Raw genomic sequence first — 18675 nt, forward strand, 5'->3', positions numbered from 1 at the left:
TCGAGGGGAGCTCGCCTGCCCTCAAGTCAAATGCCGCGCAGAGTCCAGAATCAAGGCCCAGGTCAGCTCCGGCGCGTCGCAGGCACACCCGATCAGAGGGTCAACACAAGGGCCTGAGGTCGACGCTCGAGATATTGACCGAACGATACATATCTGACAAATTGCTGTTTGCCATGCCATCTATCTCTGTCAGCGATGAAAACGACGACGCTTCGAAATCTCGACCTGAACCTGCTGCATGTTTTTTCCGTGCTCATGGAAGAACAAAGTGTCAGCAAGGCAGCTGAACGACTGTTCATAGGTCAGCCTGGTCTTTCCGGCGCTCTGCGGCGCCTGCGCAATGCACTGGGCGATGAATTGTTTGTCCGGGCAGGACGCGGCCTGCAACCCACGGCGAGGGCCCTTGCCATCGCACCTGAAATCGCCGAAGCGCTTTCGTCTATCGAACGTGCCGTACGTACACCTGACGCATTCGATCCCTCCAAATGGCGAGGTGAATTTCGCATAGGCATGTGCGACAACTTCGAAGTGGCATTTTTTGGCGCATTGACGGCCAGAATTCGCGAACTGGCGCCGCATGCCCGGGTGGTGGCCATCGCCTCGACAAAGCGCGATTCGGTTCAGTTGCTGGAGCAAGGCGCCTACGATCTCAGCGTCGCAGTTCACGAAAATCCCGCCTCGTGGCACCTGTGCGAGACGCTGTTTGACCAGCGTTTCGTCTGCCTCTACGACGGCCGTGAACTGGATCTGCCATCGCCATTGAGTATTGAAGCGTATGCGCAAGCTCAACACATCATCGTGTCATCGCTAGGCGATGACGCAACAGAACTCGAGCACTCGCTCCGTGCTGCCGGGGTCACGCGCACGGTTGTCGCTAGCGTCTCAAGGCATGCATCAATAGCGCCGCTGTTGCTGTCGGTTCCGGCAATTGCGACGGTTCCCGAGATCACAGCGCTTTGCCTGGCGCCGCTTTATGGTCTGGAGATCGCCGATGCGCCTTTCGAACTCCCCACGGAGCCCATCTCGATGTTGTATCGGCGTACCGATCAAATGGATGGTCGGTCCATCTGGTTCCGAAATACGGTTAAAGAAATCATGTCCGGGACGTTGAATAACTGATCGGATGTGAATGCCGCCGTGTGACGGTCGTCATTGGCGCGTGCCCCATGGATGGCATGCCCATACCCCGTCGTGTATTGACCCTGCAAACGAAAAACCCCGGCGCAATGGCCGGGGTTTTAGGTGTTACGCGAGCAACTTACTGCTGCTGATACTGTTGACCTGGAATCGGCTTGAGGTTGACCTCGACACGACGGTTCTGGGCACGGCCATTGACATCGGCGTTGCTGGCGATCGGCGAATCAGGACCGGCACCACGTACCGACAGGTGAGAGGCATCGACGCCCTGCGACGTCAGATAAGTCGCTACGCTCTGTGCGCGCTGTTGCGACAGGTCCATGTTGTGCTGACGGCTGCCGGTGCTGTCGGTGTAGCCGACGATTTCGATCATGTTCTGGTTGTACTGCTTCAACGAGCCCGCCAAATTGTTCAGCGGCGAGTAGAAGCTGCTGGCAATCGCGGACGAGTCGGTGGCGAATGTGATGTTGCCTGGCATCACCAGCTTGATGGTGTCGCCCTGACGCTGAACTTCGACACCGGTGTTGGCCATGCTGGCGCGCAGTGCGGCTTCCTGTTTGTCCGCGTAGTAGCCGTAACCTGCGGCACCGGCGCCAACGACTGCGGCGCCGATCAGTGCGCCCTTGCCACGGTTGTTGTGGTCGATGGCTGCACCGGCGACGGCACCGGCCAGCGCACCCAGACCACCGTATTTGGCGGTCTTGCTAATGCCGCCGGAATTCTGTGCCTGCCCCTGACTGTCATAAGGATTCTGCGACGCGCAACCCGACAGTACGGCGAGTGCGGTGGTGGCGAGGATCAAACGGCGAAAGGTGAACATCAAGGAGAGCTCCTGTTTTGCTTTTCTGTGGCGGGGCAAAAAAAGGCCTGGCCATGTGCGCGATTAGAGCACGGCCTCTGTCAAAAATTCCTTAACCCCGCCTGAACAGGCCTACGCTCTGACGAAAGGGTTTTCACGCATTTCATCACCCAGTCGCGTGTCTGGCCCGTGCCCGGTGACCACCGTTGCGTCTTCGTCCAGCGTGTACAGGCGTTCCTTGATCGAACGAACGATGGTCGCCTGATCGCCGCCCCACAGATCCGTACGCCCCACCCCGCGCTTGAACAACGTGTCACCCGCGATCAACAGCTTTGCGTCCTCGAACCAGAAGCTCATCGAGCCCGGCGTATGCCCCGGCGTGTGCAGCGCCACCCCACACCCACAGGCCAGCTCTTCATCGTCCGCCAACCAACGATCCGGAGAGGGCACCGGCACGTAAGGCACACGAAATACCTGACACTGAGTTTCTAGGTTGTCCCACAGGAACTGGTCTTCCTTGTGCAGATGCAATGTGGCCCCGGTCTTCTCTTTCAATTGCCCGGACGCCAGAAAATGATCCAGATGCGCGTGAGTGTGAATGATGCTGACCACCTTCAGACCGTGGGCCTCGAGCTTTGCCAGGATCAACTCGTGATTGCCCCCCGGATCTACCACGATAGCCTGCCTGGTGACCGGGTCGCCGATAATAGTGCAGTTGCACTGCAACGGGCCGACGGGGAAGGTTTCGCGGATGAGGCTGGGTTTTGAGGTTTGCATGGCGACCTGGACCAGATGATTGAGATGCACGCACGGTATTCGGCGAATCGGTATGCCAAGGTTCCCGCGAAAGACGTCGTCATTCAACCCGCGTCCCCGATTGAACCGTCCATGGTCGCCAGCAATATCCGCCTCACGCCACCACCATACTCAACATCACCACCACCAACAGCCCGACATATACCCTTGCATGCAACTGGTCGGGGATACGCCCCACCCAGCGGGCCGCAAGGCGCATGCCAAACCATGCGCCGCAAGTCAGCACGGCGAACGCGATGAGGTTGACGTAGCCGATGTATCCGACGCCCAGTTTGCTGACGCTCATCGTGCCGGCCAGCATGTAAGTGAGTGTGCCGATCAGCGCCACGGGCAGGCTAAGCGGATTGGCCATGGCGGTCGCTTGGGTCATGCTCAATCCGCAGCGACGCAGTAGGGGGACGGTCATGACGCTGCCGCCGACGCCCAGAAACGTTGCAATGGCGCCAATCACGATCCCGCCGGGGCCGGTTGCCCAGCGACCCGGACGCCGAGGCTCGCCTTCGACGGTTCGGGAAACGAAGCCTCGGCGGCCGAGGCAGTCGATGATGGTGATGGCCAGATAAACGATGAACGCCACTCGCAACGCAGAACCCGTGACGAACCCCGCTGCCAGCGCACCGACACATGAACCGACTGCGATGAACCCGGCCAGGGGCCATAACCAGGCGCTGAGCAACGTACCGGCCCGAGCGGACCGGCGCGTGCTGAGCGAAGCGTTGACGATCATCACACAGGTGGACGTAGCGACCGCCACATGCATGGCCGCCGCCTCGGCCAACGACCCGCCCGCGCCGCTGGTCAGGACGCCGTACAGCACCGGTACGACCACAAAGCCACCGCCAAATCCGAAGAGCACGGTGGTGATGCCGGAGAGGCCACCGAACAGCGCCAGGAGCAAGTAAGTCATCACATCGGTTCCTTGAACGAAGATGCGAAGACGATAAGCAACCGCCTCTCGACGCGCTTGAGTGTTCAGGTCAATCATGTTCGCGTTTCAGCCAGACTCTGGAAGCCCTCCACCATGCGCAACACCTCCATCGACGCCCTCGACAGTACCCCTCGCCCGGTGATTGCCATCGGGACCGACTACCCCGAAGGCTATCTGTTGCGCCGTCACCGACATCGCCGCGCGCAACTGCTGTATGGCTCAACCGGAGTGATGAAAGTTTCGACCGGACAAGGCGACTGGGTGGTCCCTGCGCAGCAAGCGGTATGGATTCCACCGGGATTTGAGCATGAGGTATTGATGCTCGGCGTGACCACTCGTAGCCTCTATATCGAGCCTGCTGCCGCGCCTGCCGCACGGTCCAGGTGCGAGGTGATCAGCATCTCGCCGCTGCTGCGCCAATTGCTGATCGAGGCCGTGGACACGCCGCTGGCCTATGACGAGCACGGCCGCGATGGCGCGCTGATGACCTTGGCGCTGCTGGAAATAGGTCAGGCTCGCGCATTGCCTTTGCAGATTCCGCTTCCCGACAACCCGCGATTGCTGGCGCGCTGTCAGGCGTTTCTGCAATCCCCGGACATCCACCAGTCGCCGCAGGACTGGGCGCGGGATCTGTTCGTCAGCGAGCGCTCTTTCAGCCGCCTGTTTCGCGAGCAGACACAGATGAGTTTCGGCCAATGGCGGCAACGTGCATGTGTGATGCTTGCGCTGTCGCGACTGTCGTCCGGGCACTCGATTACCCGCATTGCGCTGGATCTGGGGTACGAAAGTCCGGCAGCGTTTTCTACCATGTTTCGCCGCTTGATCGGTTGCCCGCCCACGCACTACTCAAGCGACTCTGCGCGTCGAGAACAACGGTAAGTGATGCTGCCGGTCATTTACTCTTCGTTTATCTTCGAGCGGCTTTTTTACATCCCGATCTGACCCGCTGTTGGGGGGCTGACGAGGCCTTTCATTAAATCGGCACGTTAAAACCGACCCGACGCCCCTACCCTAGCAGGCCTAACTCCTGCGCCCGGGCCACCGCCTGAGTCCTGCGCTCGACCCCCAGTTTGCTGTTGATGTGACTGGCGTGGGTCTTGACGGTATGCAACGAGATGAACAGCCGGTCGCTGATTTCCTGGTTGGAACAGCCTTGCGCGATGAGTTGCAGAACGCCCAGTTCCCGGGCGCTGAGCGAGTCGTTGCCATGACAGGTCGAAGGCTCGCTGAGCTCTCTCGCACAAGGCATGTCTTTCCCAGTGCCGGGCGGGAGTTGGCCTAGCAGGTATTCGACGAGTCGACAGGAGGGGCGCTTGAGCAATTGCTCGCGCAGCCAGTCCGGATGCTGGCAAATGACGCCGAGCAACGGCAGCACAGCCCCGCCGGCTGCCGCTTGAAGGCTGCACTCCAACAGATTCTGGGCCGTGACTCGATCCGACCGATCAAGGGCCAGCAGGATGTGCTGGCTCATCGCGTTCAGACCTGACAAACCGGCCCCGACCTGTTGCGCGTAGGCTTGCAGGTGCATGAGACGCTCAGCACATTCATCGGGACGCCCCTGAATCTTGTCGAGCATCGCGCGCAGCAACTCGATCTGTTGCGGCATCTGCGGCAGGCATTCAGGGGCAGCGGCGGGATGCTCGCCACCGTAGGTCTGGCCCAGACGCAACAGCCAGGCGTCGGCAAGATCAATGCGCCCCTGCGCCAACCACAGTTCGCACTTGGCGAGCGTGATCATCGCCAGGTAATAAACCGGTGGTACGTCCCAGATATGCATCAGCCGCTCGGCCTCGGCGAGTTCGGCGAAGGCTTCAGCGAAGCGCCCCTCCCTGCCCTCAAGCCCTGCAATGACGCAATGGCCGATCAGTACGCTGATGTCGCGGCAGGCGCGTGCCTCTGCCAGACCGGCGTTCAATCGCGCCCGACCGGCATCCGCTTGCAGGCATTGAACGAGCAGATACCCCTCATATAGCGTCAGCCGTGCGCGTACCGCATACAGACGCTGAGAGGATAGCCCGTTCAAGCGACGCAATCCTTGACGGACTTCATCCAGCGAACGCAAGGCTTCGCCCCTGGCCTGCAGGGTGCGGGCGCGGTCGTAATGGGCCAGGGCTTCGAACAACGGATTGGCAACACGCTGCGCCAGCTCCAGTGCCTCTCTGTTCAATGCCCGGGCACGCCACAGATCGCCTTCGGCAATCGCCAGATTCGCCAACGTCGACAGGCAAAGCAGCCGCTGCCCATAACGTTTCTGTGGAAGACTTGCCAGCGCCTCGTTGCAGTAGCGGTGCGCGGTTTCGCTGTCGCCACGACCTCTGGCGATGATGCCGCTGAGCGCCAGCCATTGCGCCAGCATCGATTTCTGGGCGGTCGCCGACGGCGCGGGCAGAAAACGGCTCAGGTGATTGCCGAGCTCTTCGGCAGCGTCGAGCTGGCAGGCCAGACCCAAGGCCCAGGCGTACAGCACGATCAAACGCGGCGTGCTGATCAGCAGGCTGTCGGGAAGGTCCATTTTCCAGCGCAACAGCATGCCGACATTCTGCTCGGCCAGCAGCTGCTCCTCGGAAAGGTTCTGTACCAGATTGGCAGCGACATCCAGGTGGCCCGCGCGCAACGCCTGCTCAATGGCCTCGTCGAGCAGGCCCTGTTCGCTGAACCAGCGACAGGCATTCAGGTGCAGCCTTCTCTGTTGTGGCGCGACGCTGCTTCCGGCGCGTGCACGCAGCAGATCGGAAAATAAATGGTGATAGCGGAACCAGCGCCCGTGCTCATCCAGTGGCACGAGAAACACCTGATGGGCTTGCAGGAAACTCAGCATTTCGGCGCTGTCATGGCTGTCGCGGGCCGCATTGCATAACGAGCTGCAGAAGCGCTCCAGGCACGCGGTTTCATAAAGGAAGGCTTGAACATCGGCAGGCAGACAATCGATGACCTCCTCCAGAAGGTAATCACGGATCAGTCCTTCGCCGCCGTTGAGTTCTTGAGTAAGGGTGTTGCTCCCCGCCTCGGTGGCCGCCAGCAACCAGAAGCGCAGCCCGGCGACCCAGCCCTCGCTGCGTTGCAATAAATTGTGCAGCGCTTCATCAGTCAGCGAGTTGCTGTGCTGATCGAGAACGGCAAGGGATTCACCATCAGTCAGCCGCAGGTCCTGCTCGGAGAGTTCCAGTAATTGCCGCGACAGCCGCAGTCGCGCCAGATGCCAGTCCGGACGCTGCCGGCTAGTGACCATGACGATCATGCCCGCAGGCAGGTGGTTGAGCAGGAATTGCAGGCAGCGGTCCAGGACCGGACCTTGCACAAGGTGGTAGTCGTCGAGCACCAGTAAGAGCGGCTTGCTCAACATCAGGTGCATGGCCAGTTCATCGAGGAGGCTGTCGAGCCACTCTTCGAACGCAAAGGGCTGGTGACGCTGCCGCATTTTCAGCAGGCCAAGGGCCTGACCGCCAAGCTGGGGGAAGAACTGTTGAAGACCGGCAAGCAGACGCTCGAGGAAACGGCCGGGATCGCTGTCGCGCTGACTCAGGCCAAGCCACAGGCTTTGCCATTGCTCTGGCAGGTTCTGACAGAACTCCACCGCCAGCGAGCTTTTGCCGAACCCGGCCGGGGCGCTGACCAGCAGCAATCGACCTGACAAACCTGAACTCAGCCGCTCGCACAGACGGGGTCTGGACACGTACCCGTCAGGCAGTGGTGGGCGGAAGAAACGTCCTTCCAACGCAGTGACTGCGTGATTTGCGAATCCTTGCAAACGCGACAGATCAGTCATGGCCGGCTCTTGTTAGAGATGCTTGTTATTCGGCGTTCAGATGTCGGGAGACTAGCGGCTATGTCAGCGCTTTAGAAGAATGTTCGACGAAAGTCTGTAAGAAAACATATCCAATCAACAAGGCGAATGTTGGGCCATATGTTTTGGGGAGGGGGGTAGTGTGAGATCAAGCGTCTGCCCGGGAGGGCGTGGGAGGCCGGTTTGCCGACGATCTGCCGTTAACCGGCAGTAAACCCGGCCGCCTTACAGGGCCTGAAGAAATGTTGTTGTCTGATTTTATTGCCGGTTCCCGGCAAATCGCTGGCAAGCCAAGCTCCCACGGCCTGTGGCCAGAATCAGAAGTAAAATCATCTGAGGACCTCGAGGATAGAATCATATGCCGTTCAAAAAACACCCCGACGAATCGGGGCGTTTCCTTTTTGCACTACGGGGTTCAACCATAGGGTAAAGCGACGCAGGACAACGGTGCGCTGTAGCTGTGATCAACGGTGCACGGCTCTGCGCCAATTCGGTCAGACGATCAACGCACGCCTTCCTGACGCAGGGCGTTTGGCTGGAAGTCGCTGGTGGAGGCCGTAAAGCCGAAGTCGTAGGCACGCTTCTCTTCGTTCTTCATGCCCAGCGCCAGATAACGGCCCGATTGCAGGTCATACAGGGTTTCCACGGCGTACCACGGCACTTGTTTGTCGTAGTAGTTCTCGGCATGGGCCTCGGCCACACGCCACAATTGACCACGACCGTCATAGTGATCGATCACCGCGGCTTGCCAGGTGTCTTCGTCAATGAAGAAATCACGCTTGGCATAAATGTGCCGTTGACCTTCCTTCAAGGTCGCGGTCACGTGCCAGACACGGCGCAGTTCATAACGCGCCAGGTCCTGATTGATGTGGCCAGGGCGAACGATATCGGCGTACTTGAGTTTCGGATCGTCGAGCTTGTAGCTGTCGGAAGCGATGTACATCTCCTGCTTGCCGATCAGTTTCCAGTCGTAGCGATCAGGCGCGCCGTTGTACATGTCCAGGTTGTCGGAAGTACGCAGGCCGTCAGCGGCAGTACCCGGACCGTCATAAGACACTTGCGGCGCACGACGCACGCGACGTTGACCGGCGTTGTAGACCCACGCTGCGCGAGGCTCTTTGACCTGATCGAGGGTTTCGTGAACCAGCAGCACCGAGCCTGCCAGACGCGCCGGTGCGGTCACTTCCTGTTTGAAATAGAACAGGATGTTGCCAGGGTTCTGGGGGTTGAAGTCTTTCATCTTGTCGCGAAAGACGAACTGGTCTTCAAAGTACACCGGGCTGAAAGAACCGTTGGTTTGCGGCGTCACTTGCACGACCAGGCGTTTCACGCTGCCGCCGCGATAGCGGGTGATGTGGTTCCAGATCACCTCCAGGCCGTCTTTGGGAATCGGGAACGGCACGGCGGTCTCGAAGTTTTCCAGACCGTTACCGCCACCGACCAGCTTGGTATTGGTGGCGTTTTTCTTGATGGCCGCGAACACATCAGCGGGCACGGTAGCGCCACGGTGCGACGGGTAGACCGGCATTTTGAAGGTGTCCGGGTAGCGCTTGAACATCGCGTATTGGCCGGGGGCCAGGTTGTTCTTGTACTGCTCTACGTTCTGCGCGGTGATGGTGAACAGCGGCTTTTCGCTGGCGTACGGGTTGGCCAGGAAGCCCTTCTCGTCCACGGCGCCCGCATTGGTCGCCATGGGTGTCCAGGCGGGGATGGTGTTGGCGGCATTGCCGGCCTTTTCCGCGCCCATCGGGGTCAGTGTGGTGCCCAGCTTGGCGGCCTCATCGGCAGAGACCGCAGCCATTACCCCGGTAGCCAGCAGTGACAGGCCCAACACTCCGACGTGCAACAGACCCTTGGTTATTTTCATGTTCATGGTCGTTCCTTAGAAGTTCATACCGAAGCTGAGGGCTACGAAGTCGCGGTCATCCACAGTGGTGTACTTGCCGTCGAAGAAGTTGGTGTAGGAAAGGTTGGCGGTGTAGGTGTTCTGATACTCCGCTTCCACACCCAGGCTTACGGCCTTGCGACCTTCTTCGAAGTTGCCGCCAGGACCTGGCGAATAACCGTCGACGTCATGGGACCAGGCCACGCTCGGCTTGAGGTTCACGCCGGCGAACACGTTGTTGTAATCCCAGATGGCGCGAGCGCGGTAGCCCCACGAATCAGTGGTGGTGAAGCCGTCGTTCTCGCAGTAGCGGCTGAGGTTATTGAGCGGCGCGCCGGCCAGAGTGCTGGCGTTGAGCGTCGTGCACTGGCCATTGGGCAGCGGACCTGGGCCATAGCTCGGGTCACGGCCGTAGCGCAGTTTCGAGGTACTTTCCAGACCACCGACGTGAGTCCAGCCCACCTCGCCCACCACGGTCAGACGTTCGGCGCCCATCACCTGATCGAAGAAGTGGGTGAAGGTGGTCTGCGCCTGACTGATTTCCTTGCGGCGATAGCCTTTCTGATCGGCACCCGGAGAGCCTTGCAGCAAGGCAACGCTCGGGTTCAGCGGTGTGAGCCCGGAATACAGAATGTCGGTGGTGTTGAGTTGAACAGGTGCGTTCGGGCGATAACTGATTTCGCCGCTCCACGCCGTACCGGTAGGCAGCGTGGTGGAGAAGCTCAGGCCAAACAGGTGAATGTCTTCAGGGTATTCGACGTAGTAACTGGAGTTGGCGGCAACCACCACTGGCAGCAAGGTCGGCGCAAGACTTGTGGCGACGCCCAGAGGCACGCCCCTGCCCACCAGACCACCGACCAGACCGGCCGCGCTATAGGCACTGGCCGGGCCGCCCTTGCCGCTGAAAATCGGCAAACGGCTGTGATAGTTCATGTAGTAGGCGCCGAACTCTGTGTCCAAAGGTTCGAAGTTATAGTGCATCGCCAGACCGTATTGGCCGCTGTCACGAGCGTCACGGTCCGGACCACGGGCCACGATGGCGCCTTCGTCAGGATTGCCGAAATTCACACCGCGTGCCGCCAGCGTTGCCTGCACCGGGCCGCGCAGCGCCGCAGGCAATGCGGCATTGAGGCTGTTTTGAGTACGCAATACCGCCAGGTTGTTCTGGCAACCATCGGCGATGACGTCAGGCTGAGAGAAGAACGTGCCGCAGTTGTCGACGACTGTCTGATCCCATTCCAGCTGATAGAAACCTTCTGCCGAGAGATTTTCGGTGATGCTCTGGGACAGGTAGAACATGTTGACCGGAATCAGGCCTTCCTTGATTTCCGAGCCAGGACGGCGGAACGCCGATACGTCGATCGGGTTGATACTGTTGATACCCCCGCCAATGAACGTGCTCTCGCCCCAGTTGACCACCTGCTTGCCAAGACGCACCGAACCCGGCTCGTCGGCGATGGAATAGTTGTGATAGACGAACGCATCGAGCAACTGGAAGCCGGAGGATTTGGCGCCCTCTTTGCGGCCCGAATCACTGATGTCCTTGAACTCGCGGCCTTCATCCTTGAGCTCGAAGTCGTACCAGTACTTGCCCCGCATGAATACGCCGGTGTCACCGTATTTCAACTCAAGATCGTGAATGCCCTTGAAGATCTTCGAAAAGGTTTCCCCACTTTTGAAGTTCAGGTGGCCGTCATCGGAAGTTTGCGAAAGCCCGTGTCCGCCGTTGTTCGAACCGATCAGGTTTTTGTTGGCGTTCTCGGTAGACCAACTGGCGCCTATGGAGAGCGACGAGTCGAAATTACCTTCGATTTCACCGATGTTGAAGCTGACGCCGAATGCAGGACCGGCGAGCGTAGAAGCGAGGCTGACAGCCAGAGGCAGTTTTGCCCGGCGCCAGAACTGGTTTGCTGATGTCATCGACGCTACTCCATGTGCTTTTATTTTTATGGCAGTGGATGCTTCCAGAAACGACTCAGGTGGACTGATCCGCAGTGCCTGGGTGTCAACGCGCATCGGGCAGCCCATGTGAAGCTGCGAAACGAAACGGCGTTTTTCTCCGGTTCCAACCTACTGCCGACTATAGCCAGCAGGTGCTACTGCTTGATCCCTCTAAAGTGTGATTTGCAGCGTCAAAGCCTCTGGCACGCCGATTTCGGCGCGGCGGTCGGCGCAGCAAAGGGAGAATGGCTGAATTTCGGGATTTGGCAAGGGAGACGCCGGGGGAGACGCCTCGCGGCACATTGCCATGACAAAAAACATGGCAACGCGCGAGGCAAAAGATCAATCAGAGGGTGGAGAGAAAAGCGCTGTTAGTGCTCTGCCATTCGACGATGTCCAGGCGAATTCGCTTCTTGTCCAGCTTGCCGACACTGGTCTTGGGAATTTCGGTAACAAGGGCAATCTGGCTCGGAATCGCCCACTTGTTAATGTGCCCCTGCTCTACGAAAGGCTTGAGATGTTCCTTCAATGCCTTGGCGTCGAGCACATGCCCCTCATGCGCCACCAGCAACGCAAACGGACGCTCGCCCCACTGTGGATCGGCGATACCGACTACCGCCACTTCACGCACGCCGGGATGGCGACTGCACAGATCTTCAAGCTCCAGCGACGACACCCACTCGCCGCCGGTCTTGATCACATCCTTGATGCGGTCGCGAATGTCGATACCACCCATGCTGTCCAGCGTCGCCACATCGCCGGTGTGCAGCCAGCCACCGGCCCAAAGCTCGGCGCCTTTCTCCGGTTCGCGGTAATAGCCTTCGGTCAGCCACGGCGCACGCAGTACCAACTCCCCCTGGGTTTCGCCGTCCGAGGGCAGGAAATTGCCTTCGCTGTCGACGATCGCCGCTTCGACCAGCACACCCGGTGCGCCTGCCTTGATGCGGTAGGTGGTGCGCTCGTCTTCGCTGCCGGCCATCAATTCATCATTCAGATGCGCAACAGAAACCAACGGGCCGGTCTCGGACATGCCATAGGCAGCGGTCAGTTGAATGCCTTTAGCCTTGGCGGCGTCATACAGCGAACGGTTGAGCGAGCTGCCGCCAATGATGATGTTCCAGCCGGTGAAATCGACATCTTTCGCGGCCTTGGCGTTGAGCACCATTTGCATGATGGTCGGCACGCAGTGAGAGAAGTTGACCTTCTCCTTGCGCCACAGCTCGACCAGCAATTCAGGGTCGTAGCGGCCAGGATAAACCTGTTTCACACCGAGCATGGTCGCGGCATACGGGACGCCCCAGGCATGAACGTGGAACATCGGCGTGATCGGCATGTAGACCTTGTCGGTGCCAAGCAGCCCTTCGACGCTGCCCATGATCGTTGCCACCGCCATGGTGTGCAGGACCAGTTGGCGGTGGGTGAAGTAAACGCCTTTGGGATTACCGGTCGTGCCAGTGGTGTAGAAGGTGGTCGCGACAGAGTTCTCGTCGAAATCCTCGAACGCGTACTGAGGGCTCGCCGCCGCCAGCAGGGTTTCGTACTCGCCGACCAGATTAGGCAGGTCGGCGGATTTGTCTGCCGTATCGGTGATCAGGATGGTCTTCTCGACCGTAGTCAGCTTGCTTTCGAAGCATTTGTAGAGGGCCAGGAATTCACTGTTGACCAGCACGAACTTGTCTTCGGCGTGGTTCATGGTGAAGAGAATCTGATCAGGAGACAGGCGCACGTTGATGGTGTGAATCACCGCGCCAATCATGGGAATCGCAAACATGCATTCCAGATAACGATGGCTGTCCCAATCCATGACTGCCACGGTATCGCCCGCTTTTACGCCCGCCTCGGTCAACACATTCGCAAGTCTGCAGATCCGCTCGTTGAGCGTCAGATACGAATAGCGTGATTGATCCCGGTAGACAATTTCCCGCGTTTTTTCATAACGGCTGCCCGACATCAGCAAGCGTTTGATCAACAGGGGGTACTGGTACGCGCCATCGGCTGGCGCAATCACGCGTGTCTGCAGCATAGGAATCCCTTTTCAAGATGCATGTGCGGTGCTGAAAATATGCACTCTAGAGCCTTCACCCGCCACTCAAATCAGCCAAAGGGATGATTCGAATGACGAGTGACCATGCAGGCATTGCGCCATTTGAGAGGGCAAAACGGTCCTACGCCGGCTGTATCTCGGGGTTTTCAGCCGGTGTGCGAGGGAAAGCCAACGCAGCTGCGAAGGTCAGTGCGGCGAACCCTGCAAGGATGACGTACAACCCCGCAAGCCCTTGGTGGGGCTCGACATAGGCAATCAGCGGAATCGCTGTGGCACTGGCGCCGAAGGACAGGAAGTAACGCAGCGCGAACACCCGGGACTGCCATTGCGGGGCGACGAAGTTTGCGACCATCGCGTCGTTGACGGTTACCTGACCGAACACCACGAACATAAAACCCGCCCCCAGCAACATTACCGGCCAACTGTCGACATACGCGAGCGCGAACAGAAACGGCGCTTGGCAGACAGTGAGAATCACGAACGGCCATTTCAGGCTGAAGCGGTCGAGGAAGCGGCCGATGGTGAGTTGTGCGACGGCGCCGAAGGCGTACGCCAGGCTCACGATCAGGCCCAGCGTCTGCGGCGAAGCGAACAGGTCATGCAGGCGATCCTGAAACAGCTTCGGATACGTCATTGTGGTGGCGTTGAACACCACGCCGCCGGCGGCCGTGGCGATCGCCAGCACGCTGAACACCATGACCATGGAAATACGCTGACCGGACTGACTTTCTGGTTTCGTGTGAGCGCGGGCCGGAATCGGCTCATCCTTGACCTTCAACGCGAACATCAGGCCAATCAGGATCGAAGCGCAACCCGGCAGAATGAACGCCGAACGCCAGCCGAACTGCGCCACCAGAAACCCGGTCAGCAGTGCAGAGAACGCCACACCGAGGTTGCCCCACATGCCGTTGACGCCGATTTCACGGCCTCGATTCTGCGCGTAGGCCACCAGCATTGCGGTGCCCACCGGGTGATAGATCGCTGCGAAGACGCCAACCAGCGTCATGCCCACTGCCAGCATTGAGGTGCTGGTGCTAAGCCCCGTGATGATCGACGCTGCACCGATGCCGAAAAAGAACAGCAGCATCATGTGGCGCCGGCTCCAGCGATCCCCCAGCCAACCGGCGGGTAACGAACAGGCCCCAAACGCGATGAAGCCTCCCAGCGACAGACCGATCAGTTGCGCGTAATCCATTGCGAAGGCCTGGGTCATGCCTAGTACGGCAGCGGGGAAGATCAGCATGAACATGTGATCGATCACGTGAGCGGCGTTGATGAAATGGATCACCGTTCGAGGTGGGTTTGGGCGTATGACTTGACTCATGGCAGCGCAACCTGGGCTTGCAGTGATTGTGGATGCTCATGCTAAGTTGGCGACAAATCGCATTTCAGACAACAAAATCATCGAATCCGCCATGTTGATCAGCCTGCTCAGTCACAGCCCGGTAACCGCCCACCCAAGGGATTACCCCGATGGCGCGCATCAGCCGCGTCATGTCCACGTCGAGGCGCAACTGCTGTATGCGGTCAGTGGCGTCATGCGTTTGATTACCGACAGCGGCGCCTGGGTGATTCCCCCGACGCGAGCGGTGTGGATCCCGCCAATGGTCGAGCACGAAATTTTCATGTCTGGCGAAGTGCTTATGCGATCGCTGTTCATCGCTGCGGAGCATTGCCCTCCAGGCCTGAACAATTGCTGCGTCTTGGCCGTTACCCCGCTGCTGCGAGAATTGATCGTGCGAGCGACCCAGAGCAGAGAGCATGCCGCCAATCCGCTGATTCAACAGTTGATGCTCGAAGAAGTCGCGGGCCTGGAAAACCTGCCCCTGCACATACCGATGCCTCGTGATCGCCGCTTGCACAATATCTGCTCGGCATTGCTCAAGACACCGGATCACAGCAACACGCTGGAAGACTGGGCGCAGGAAGTCGGCGCCAGCTCACGCACACTGACGCGACTGTTCAATCAGGAGTTAGGCTTGAGTTTCAACGCCTGGCGCCAGCAGGTGCGTTTGATGGAGGCTTTGCCAAGATTACTGGCCGGTGAGAGCGTGCAGCGGGTGGCGAACGATCTGGGATACGGCAGCGCTCGGGCGTTCAGCGCGATGTTCAGCCGTCTGCGGGGAGAAAGCCCCCGGGAGTATCTGGGGGCTTGGAAGCAATTGAGCCAGCTTAAGCGGTGAGCTGTCTGTAGCAGTCCGGCTTGCCGACGGTGACGATTTCGATGACGCCACCGACGGCAAGCCGTGCCGCTAACGGCCCAGCCTTCACTCAATCAATTTGCCTGGGTGAACGCCAGCTTCACACCCAACGCCACCAGAACCCCGCCCATGGCGCGATCGAACCAATGCCCCATGCGCGCAAAACCGGCGCGAACCCGCGGCTGGCTGAACAGGCGTGCAATCATGCAGAACCACAGCCCGGTCGCCAATGCCAGATAGACCCCGTAACCGGCCTGGATGAGCATTGGCGTGTGCGGGTTGATCACAACCGTGAACAACGACAGAAAAAACAGTGTGGCTTTGGGGTTCAGACCGTTGGTAACGAAGCCTGCGGTAAAGGCACCGCGAGCCGTTCGCTCGCCCGTGGCGATGTCCACGGGGGCATCGGAAGCGCTGGCAGGCTTGGCGCGCAAGGCCTTGAAGCCGATGTACAGCAGATAGGCCGCCGCTGCCCACTTCAAGGCGTTGAACAGCACGATGGACTGCGAAACGATCAGCCCGATCCCCAGCAGTGAATAGCCGACATGCAGGAAAATTGCGGTGCCGACACCCATGGCGGTGTAAGTCCCGGCCTTGCGACCGTGGGTCACGCTTTCGCGCACCACCACGGCGAAATCCGGACCGGGGCTGGCTACGGCCAGCAGGTGAATCAAGGCAACAGTGAGAAATTCTGTCCAGTACATCGGGGGGGCTCCAGGCGTTTTGATGAGCGGCAGGTGCTCTGGTAGGCTCGCTACCTTACGCCTCCCGATCACCGAGCAAAAGGTACAGCTGATGTCGAGTCAACGCAGAGCAGTTTTCCTGGATCACACCTCTTTGGATCTCGGCGATCTGGACCTCACCCCATGGCGTGAAACCTTCGGCGAACTGGTGCTGCATTCGAGCACGAGCGCTGACCAGGTCATTGAACGACTGCACGGTGCGCAAGTGGTGATTTCCAACAAGATCATGATTGATGCTGCCGCGTTCGCTGCGTGTCCTGAACTCAAACTGGTATTGGTGACCGCCACTGGCGTGAACAACGTGGATCTGGAAGCCGCGCGCAAACATGGCGTGGTGGTCAGCAACTGCCAGGGTTACGGCACGCCGTCGGTTGCGCAACACGCCCTGATGCTGCTGCTGGCAATGGCCACGCGTCTTCCCGATTACCAGCAAGCCATCCATCAGGGCCAATGGCAAAAGTCCAAACAGTTTTGCCTGCTGGATTTCCCGATTGTGGAACTGGAAGGCAAGACATTGGGTTTGCTCGGTCACGGCGAACTCGGTGGCGCGGTCGCACGACTGGCCGAGGCCTTCGGCATGAAAGTCATACTCGGGCAGATTCCTGGCCGCCCCGCTCGGCCGGATCGCGTTCCGTTGCTCGAGCTGCTGCCGCAAGTCGACGCATTGACCCTGCACTGCCCGCTGAACGAGCACACCCGCGACATGCTCGGCGCCAACGAGTTGAGCCTGATGAAGCCCAAGGCATTCATCGTCAACACCGCCCGTGGCGGCCTGATCAACGAGCAGGCCTTGGCCGATGCCCTGCGCAACGGCCACCTCGGAGGCGCTGCCACTGACGTGCTCACGGTCGAACCGCCGGTCAACGGCAACCCGCTGCTCTCCGGCGATATCCCGCGCCTGATCGTCACCCCGCACAGCGCATGGGGCAGCCAGGAAGCCCGGCAGCGGATTGTCGGGCAGGTCAACGAAAATGCGCAGGCGTTCTATGCCGGAGCGCCGATTCGGGTAGTGAGCTGAGTGATCACATTCAGAACGTACCTGTAGCCGTCCAGCTTGCCGACGGTAGCGATCACAGAATCGCTACCGCCAGCGAGCCGGACGGCTAAAGACGTACATTCCATATCGAGATACGAAGCCTTTCCCCTGTTAAACTTCGCCCTTTTGTCAGGAGCCGAAGATGGACCCGCGCAGTGAAGTGTTACTCCGTCAGGCCGAGTTGTTTCAGGGCTCGTTGTTGCTGACCGGCCTGCCCGCTGACGACTTGCTGGGCACACTGCCCAATGCCCGCGGCTGGAGCTGGCACGCGGGGGATTTTGCCGCGCTCGACACCCGCTTCAGCGGTCGCACGCACTTCGGCACCGAAGCGCCGAAAGAAGACTTCGAAGCCGCCGTGCTGTTCCTGCCAAAAGCCAAAGACCTCACCGACTATCTGCTCAACGCGCTGGCTTCTCGCCTTCAAGGCCGTGAACTGTTTCTGGTGGGCGAAAAGCGCGCCGGAATCGAAGCCGCCGCGCGACAGTTGAGCCCGTTCGGTCGCGCTCGCAAACTCGACAGCGCCCGCCACTGCCAGCTCTGGCAAGTCACGGTGCAAAGCGCTCCGCAAACGGTCGAGTTGAACAGCCTGGCCAAACACTTCGAGATCGATCTTCAAGGTGGCGCACTGAAGATCGTCAGCCTTCCGGGGGTTTTCAGCCATGGCCGTCTGGACCGTGGCTCTGCCCTGCTTCTGGACAATCTCGACCGACTGCCTACAGGTCACCTGCTCGACTTCGGCTGTGGCGCGGGCGTGCTCGGGGCTGCGGTCAAGCGTCGCAACCCCGACATGAAAGTCACCATGCTTGACGTCGACGCGTTCGCCACCGCCAGCAGCCGTTTGACGCTAACGGCCAACGGCCTTGAAGCCGATGTACTGACCGGTGACGGAATCGATGCCGCACCTGAGCATCTGGACGTGATTCTGACCAATCCGCCCTTTCATACCGGCGTCCATACGGACTACGCCGCTACGGAAAACCTGCTTCGAAAAGCCCGCGAACATCTGAAAAAGGGTGGCGAACTGCGCCTGGTTGCCAATAGTTTTCTGCGCTATCAGCCGATCATCGAACAGCATCTAGGCGTATGTGCCGTCATGGCTGAAGGGAATGGCTTTCGGATTTACCGTGCAAAACGTGGGTGATAATTAGCGCTTGCCGAACACGATTCGTGTAGGCAGAATCCGCTCCGTCCTAGGGGAGTAGTCTCCCACGAGCGCCATGCTCGTCCGGCACGCATCAACATACTTGGTCCACAGACCATGGTGCGTGCGACCCCAGATCCGCATAGACGGATCGGTGGTTTGACAAGACCTATGACACGAACATCCTGACCCGGGGCGGGGAGGTTGTACGTGTCATAGC

Annotated in this window: 14 protein-coding genes and 1 riboswitch; of the genes, 5 read left to right on the forward strand and 9 right to left on the reverse strand. The window is 59.6% G+C overall.

What is annotated here, in order from left to right; all coding sequences use genetic code 11:
- Nucleotides 1–195 precede the first annotated feature (195 nt).
- Nucleotides 196–1119, forward strand: coding sequence for a LysR family transcriptional regulator (locus tag D3M70_RS30275; RefSeq protein ID WP_120129771.1), 924 nt, complete (start codon nucleotides 196–198; stop codon nucleotides 1117–1119).
- Nucleotides 1120–1258: 139 nt separating this feature from the next.
- Here the strand turns inward: D3M70_RS30275 and D3M70_RS30280 are convergent, their stop codons facing one another.
- The 3 genes from D3M70_RS30280 to D3M70_RS30290 all read right to left on the reverse strand — a co-directional run bounded on the left by D3M70_RS30280 (nucleotide 1259) and on the right by D3M70_RS30290 (nucleotide 3659).
- Nucleotides 1259–1957, reverse strand: coding sequence for an OmpA family protein (locus D3M70_RS30280; protein ID WP_120129772.1), 699 nt, complete (start codon nucleotides 1955–1957; stop codon nucleotides 1259–1261).
- A gap of 111 nt (nucleotides 1958–2068) precedes the next feature.
- A complete protein-coding gene (locus tag D3M70_RS30285) occupies nucleotides 2069–2713 on the reverse strand; it encodes an MBL fold metallo-hydrolase (RefSeq protein WP_120129919.1) in 645 nt (214 codons plus the stop codon).
- A gap of 133 nt (nucleotides 2714–2846) precedes the next feature.
- Nucleotides 2847–3659 (reverse strand): sulfite exporter TauE/SafE family protein, encoded by an 813-nt coding sequence (locus D3M70_RS30290; RefSeq protein ID WP_120129920.1) that lies wholly within the window; start codon nucleotides 3657–3659, stop codon nucleotides 2847–2849.
- A 114-nt stretch (nucleotides 3660–3773) separates the two neighbouring features.
- Between D3M70_RS30290 and D3M70_RS30295 the strand changes: the two genes are divergently transcribed.
- Entirely contained in the window at nucleotides 3774–4559 is a 786-nt protein-coding gene (locus D3M70_RS30295; protein WP_120129774.1) for a helix-turn-helix domain-containing protein, read from the forward strand.
- A 127-nt stretch (nucleotides 4560–4686) separates the two neighbouring features.
- Here the strand turns inward: D3M70_RS30295 and D3M70_RS30300 are convergent, their stop codons facing one another.
- The 5 genes from D3M70_RS30300 to D3M70_RS30320 form a co-directional block, all read right to left on the reverse strand.
- The gene (locus D3M70_RS30300) at nucleotides 4687–7446 is read right to left on the reverse strand and encodes a LuxR C-terminal-related transcriptional regulator (RefSeq protein ID WP_120129776.1); all 2760 of its coding nucleotides are present in this window, start codon (nucleotides 7444–7446) and stop codon (nucleotides 4687–4689) included.
- A 520-nt stretch (nucleotides 7447–7966) separates the two neighbouring features.
- On the reverse strand, nucleotides 7967–9331 hold the full coding sequence (locus tag D3M70_RS30305) for a DUF1329 domain-containing protein (protein ID WP_165869934.1): 1365 nt from the start codon (nucleotides 9329–9331) through the stop codon (nucleotides 7967–7969).
- A gap of 15 nt (nucleotides 9332–9346) precedes the next feature.
- Nucleotides 9347–11269: a DUF1302 domain-containing protein gene (locus D3M70_RS30310; RefSeq protein ID WP_120129779.1), complete on the reverse strand. Its 1923-nt coding sequence runs from the start codon at nucleotides 11267–11269 to the stop codon at nucleotides 9347–9349.
- A 367-nt stretch (nucleotides 11270–11636) separates the two neighbouring features.
- The gene (locus tag D3M70_RS30315; protein WP_120129780.1) at nucleotides 11637–13313 is read right to left on the reverse strand and encodes a fatty acid--CoA ligase; all 1677 of its coding nucleotides are present in this window, start codon (nucleotides 13311–13313) and stop codon (nucleotides 11637–11639) included.
- 142 nt (nucleotides 13314–13455) lie between these two features.
- Nucleotides 13456–14658, reverse strand: coding sequence for an MFS transporter (locus D3M70_RS30320; protein WP_120129782.1), 1203 nt, complete (start codon nucleotides 14656–14658; stop codon nucleotides 13456–13458).
- A 91-nt stretch (nucleotides 14659–14749) separates the two neighbouring features.
- Here D3M70_RS30320 and D3M70_RS30325 point away from each other — a divergent pair, with 91 nt between their 5' ends.
- A complete protein-coding gene (locus tag D3M70_RS30325) occupies nucleotides 14750–15517 on the forward strand; it encodes a helix-turn-helix domain-containing protein (protein ID WP_120129922.1) in 768 nt (255 codons plus the stop codon).
- A gap of 92 nt (nucleotides 15518–15609) precedes the next feature.
- On the opposite strand, the gene D3M70_RS30330 is transcribed toward D3M70_RS30325, so the two are convergent.
- Complete coding sequence (locus tag D3M70_RS30330) at nucleotides 15610–16239, reverse strand: LysE family translocator (RefSeq protein WP_120129784.1); 630 nt, start codon at nucleotides 16237–16239, stop codon at nucleotides 15610–15612.
- A gap of 91 nt (nucleotides 16240–16330) precedes the next feature.
- On the opposite strand from D3M70_RS30330, the gene D3M70_RS30335 reads away from it, so the two are divergent.
- Together D3M70_RS30335 and D3M70_RS30340 are read left to right on the forward strand one after the other, a co-directional pair.
- Complete coding sequence (locus tag D3M70_RS30335; protein WP_120129785.1) at nucleotides 16331–17296, forward strand: 2-hydroxyacid dehydrogenase; 966 nt, start codon at nucleotides 16331–16333, stop codon at nucleotides 17294–17296.
- 160 nt (nucleotides 17297–17456) lie between these two features.
- Nucleotides 17457–18455: a class I SAM-dependent methyltransferase gene (locus D3M70_RS30340; protein ID WP_120129787.1), complete on the forward strand. Its 999-nt coding sequence runs from the start codon at nucleotides 17457–17459 to the stop codon at nucleotides 18453–18455.
- A gap of 40 nt (nucleotides 18456–18495) precedes the next feature.
- Nucleotides 18496–18615, forward strand: a riboswitch (yybP-ykoY riboswitch).
- The last annotated feature ends 60 nt before the right edge of the window (nucleotides 18616–18675 follow it).

The sequence above is a fragment of the Pseudomonas sp. LS-2 genome (genome assembly GCF_003605735.1).
In the GTDB taxonomy this organism is placed as follows: domain Bacteria; phylum Pseudomonadota; class Gammaproteobacteria; order Pseudomonadales; family Pseudomonadaceae; genus Aquipseudomonas.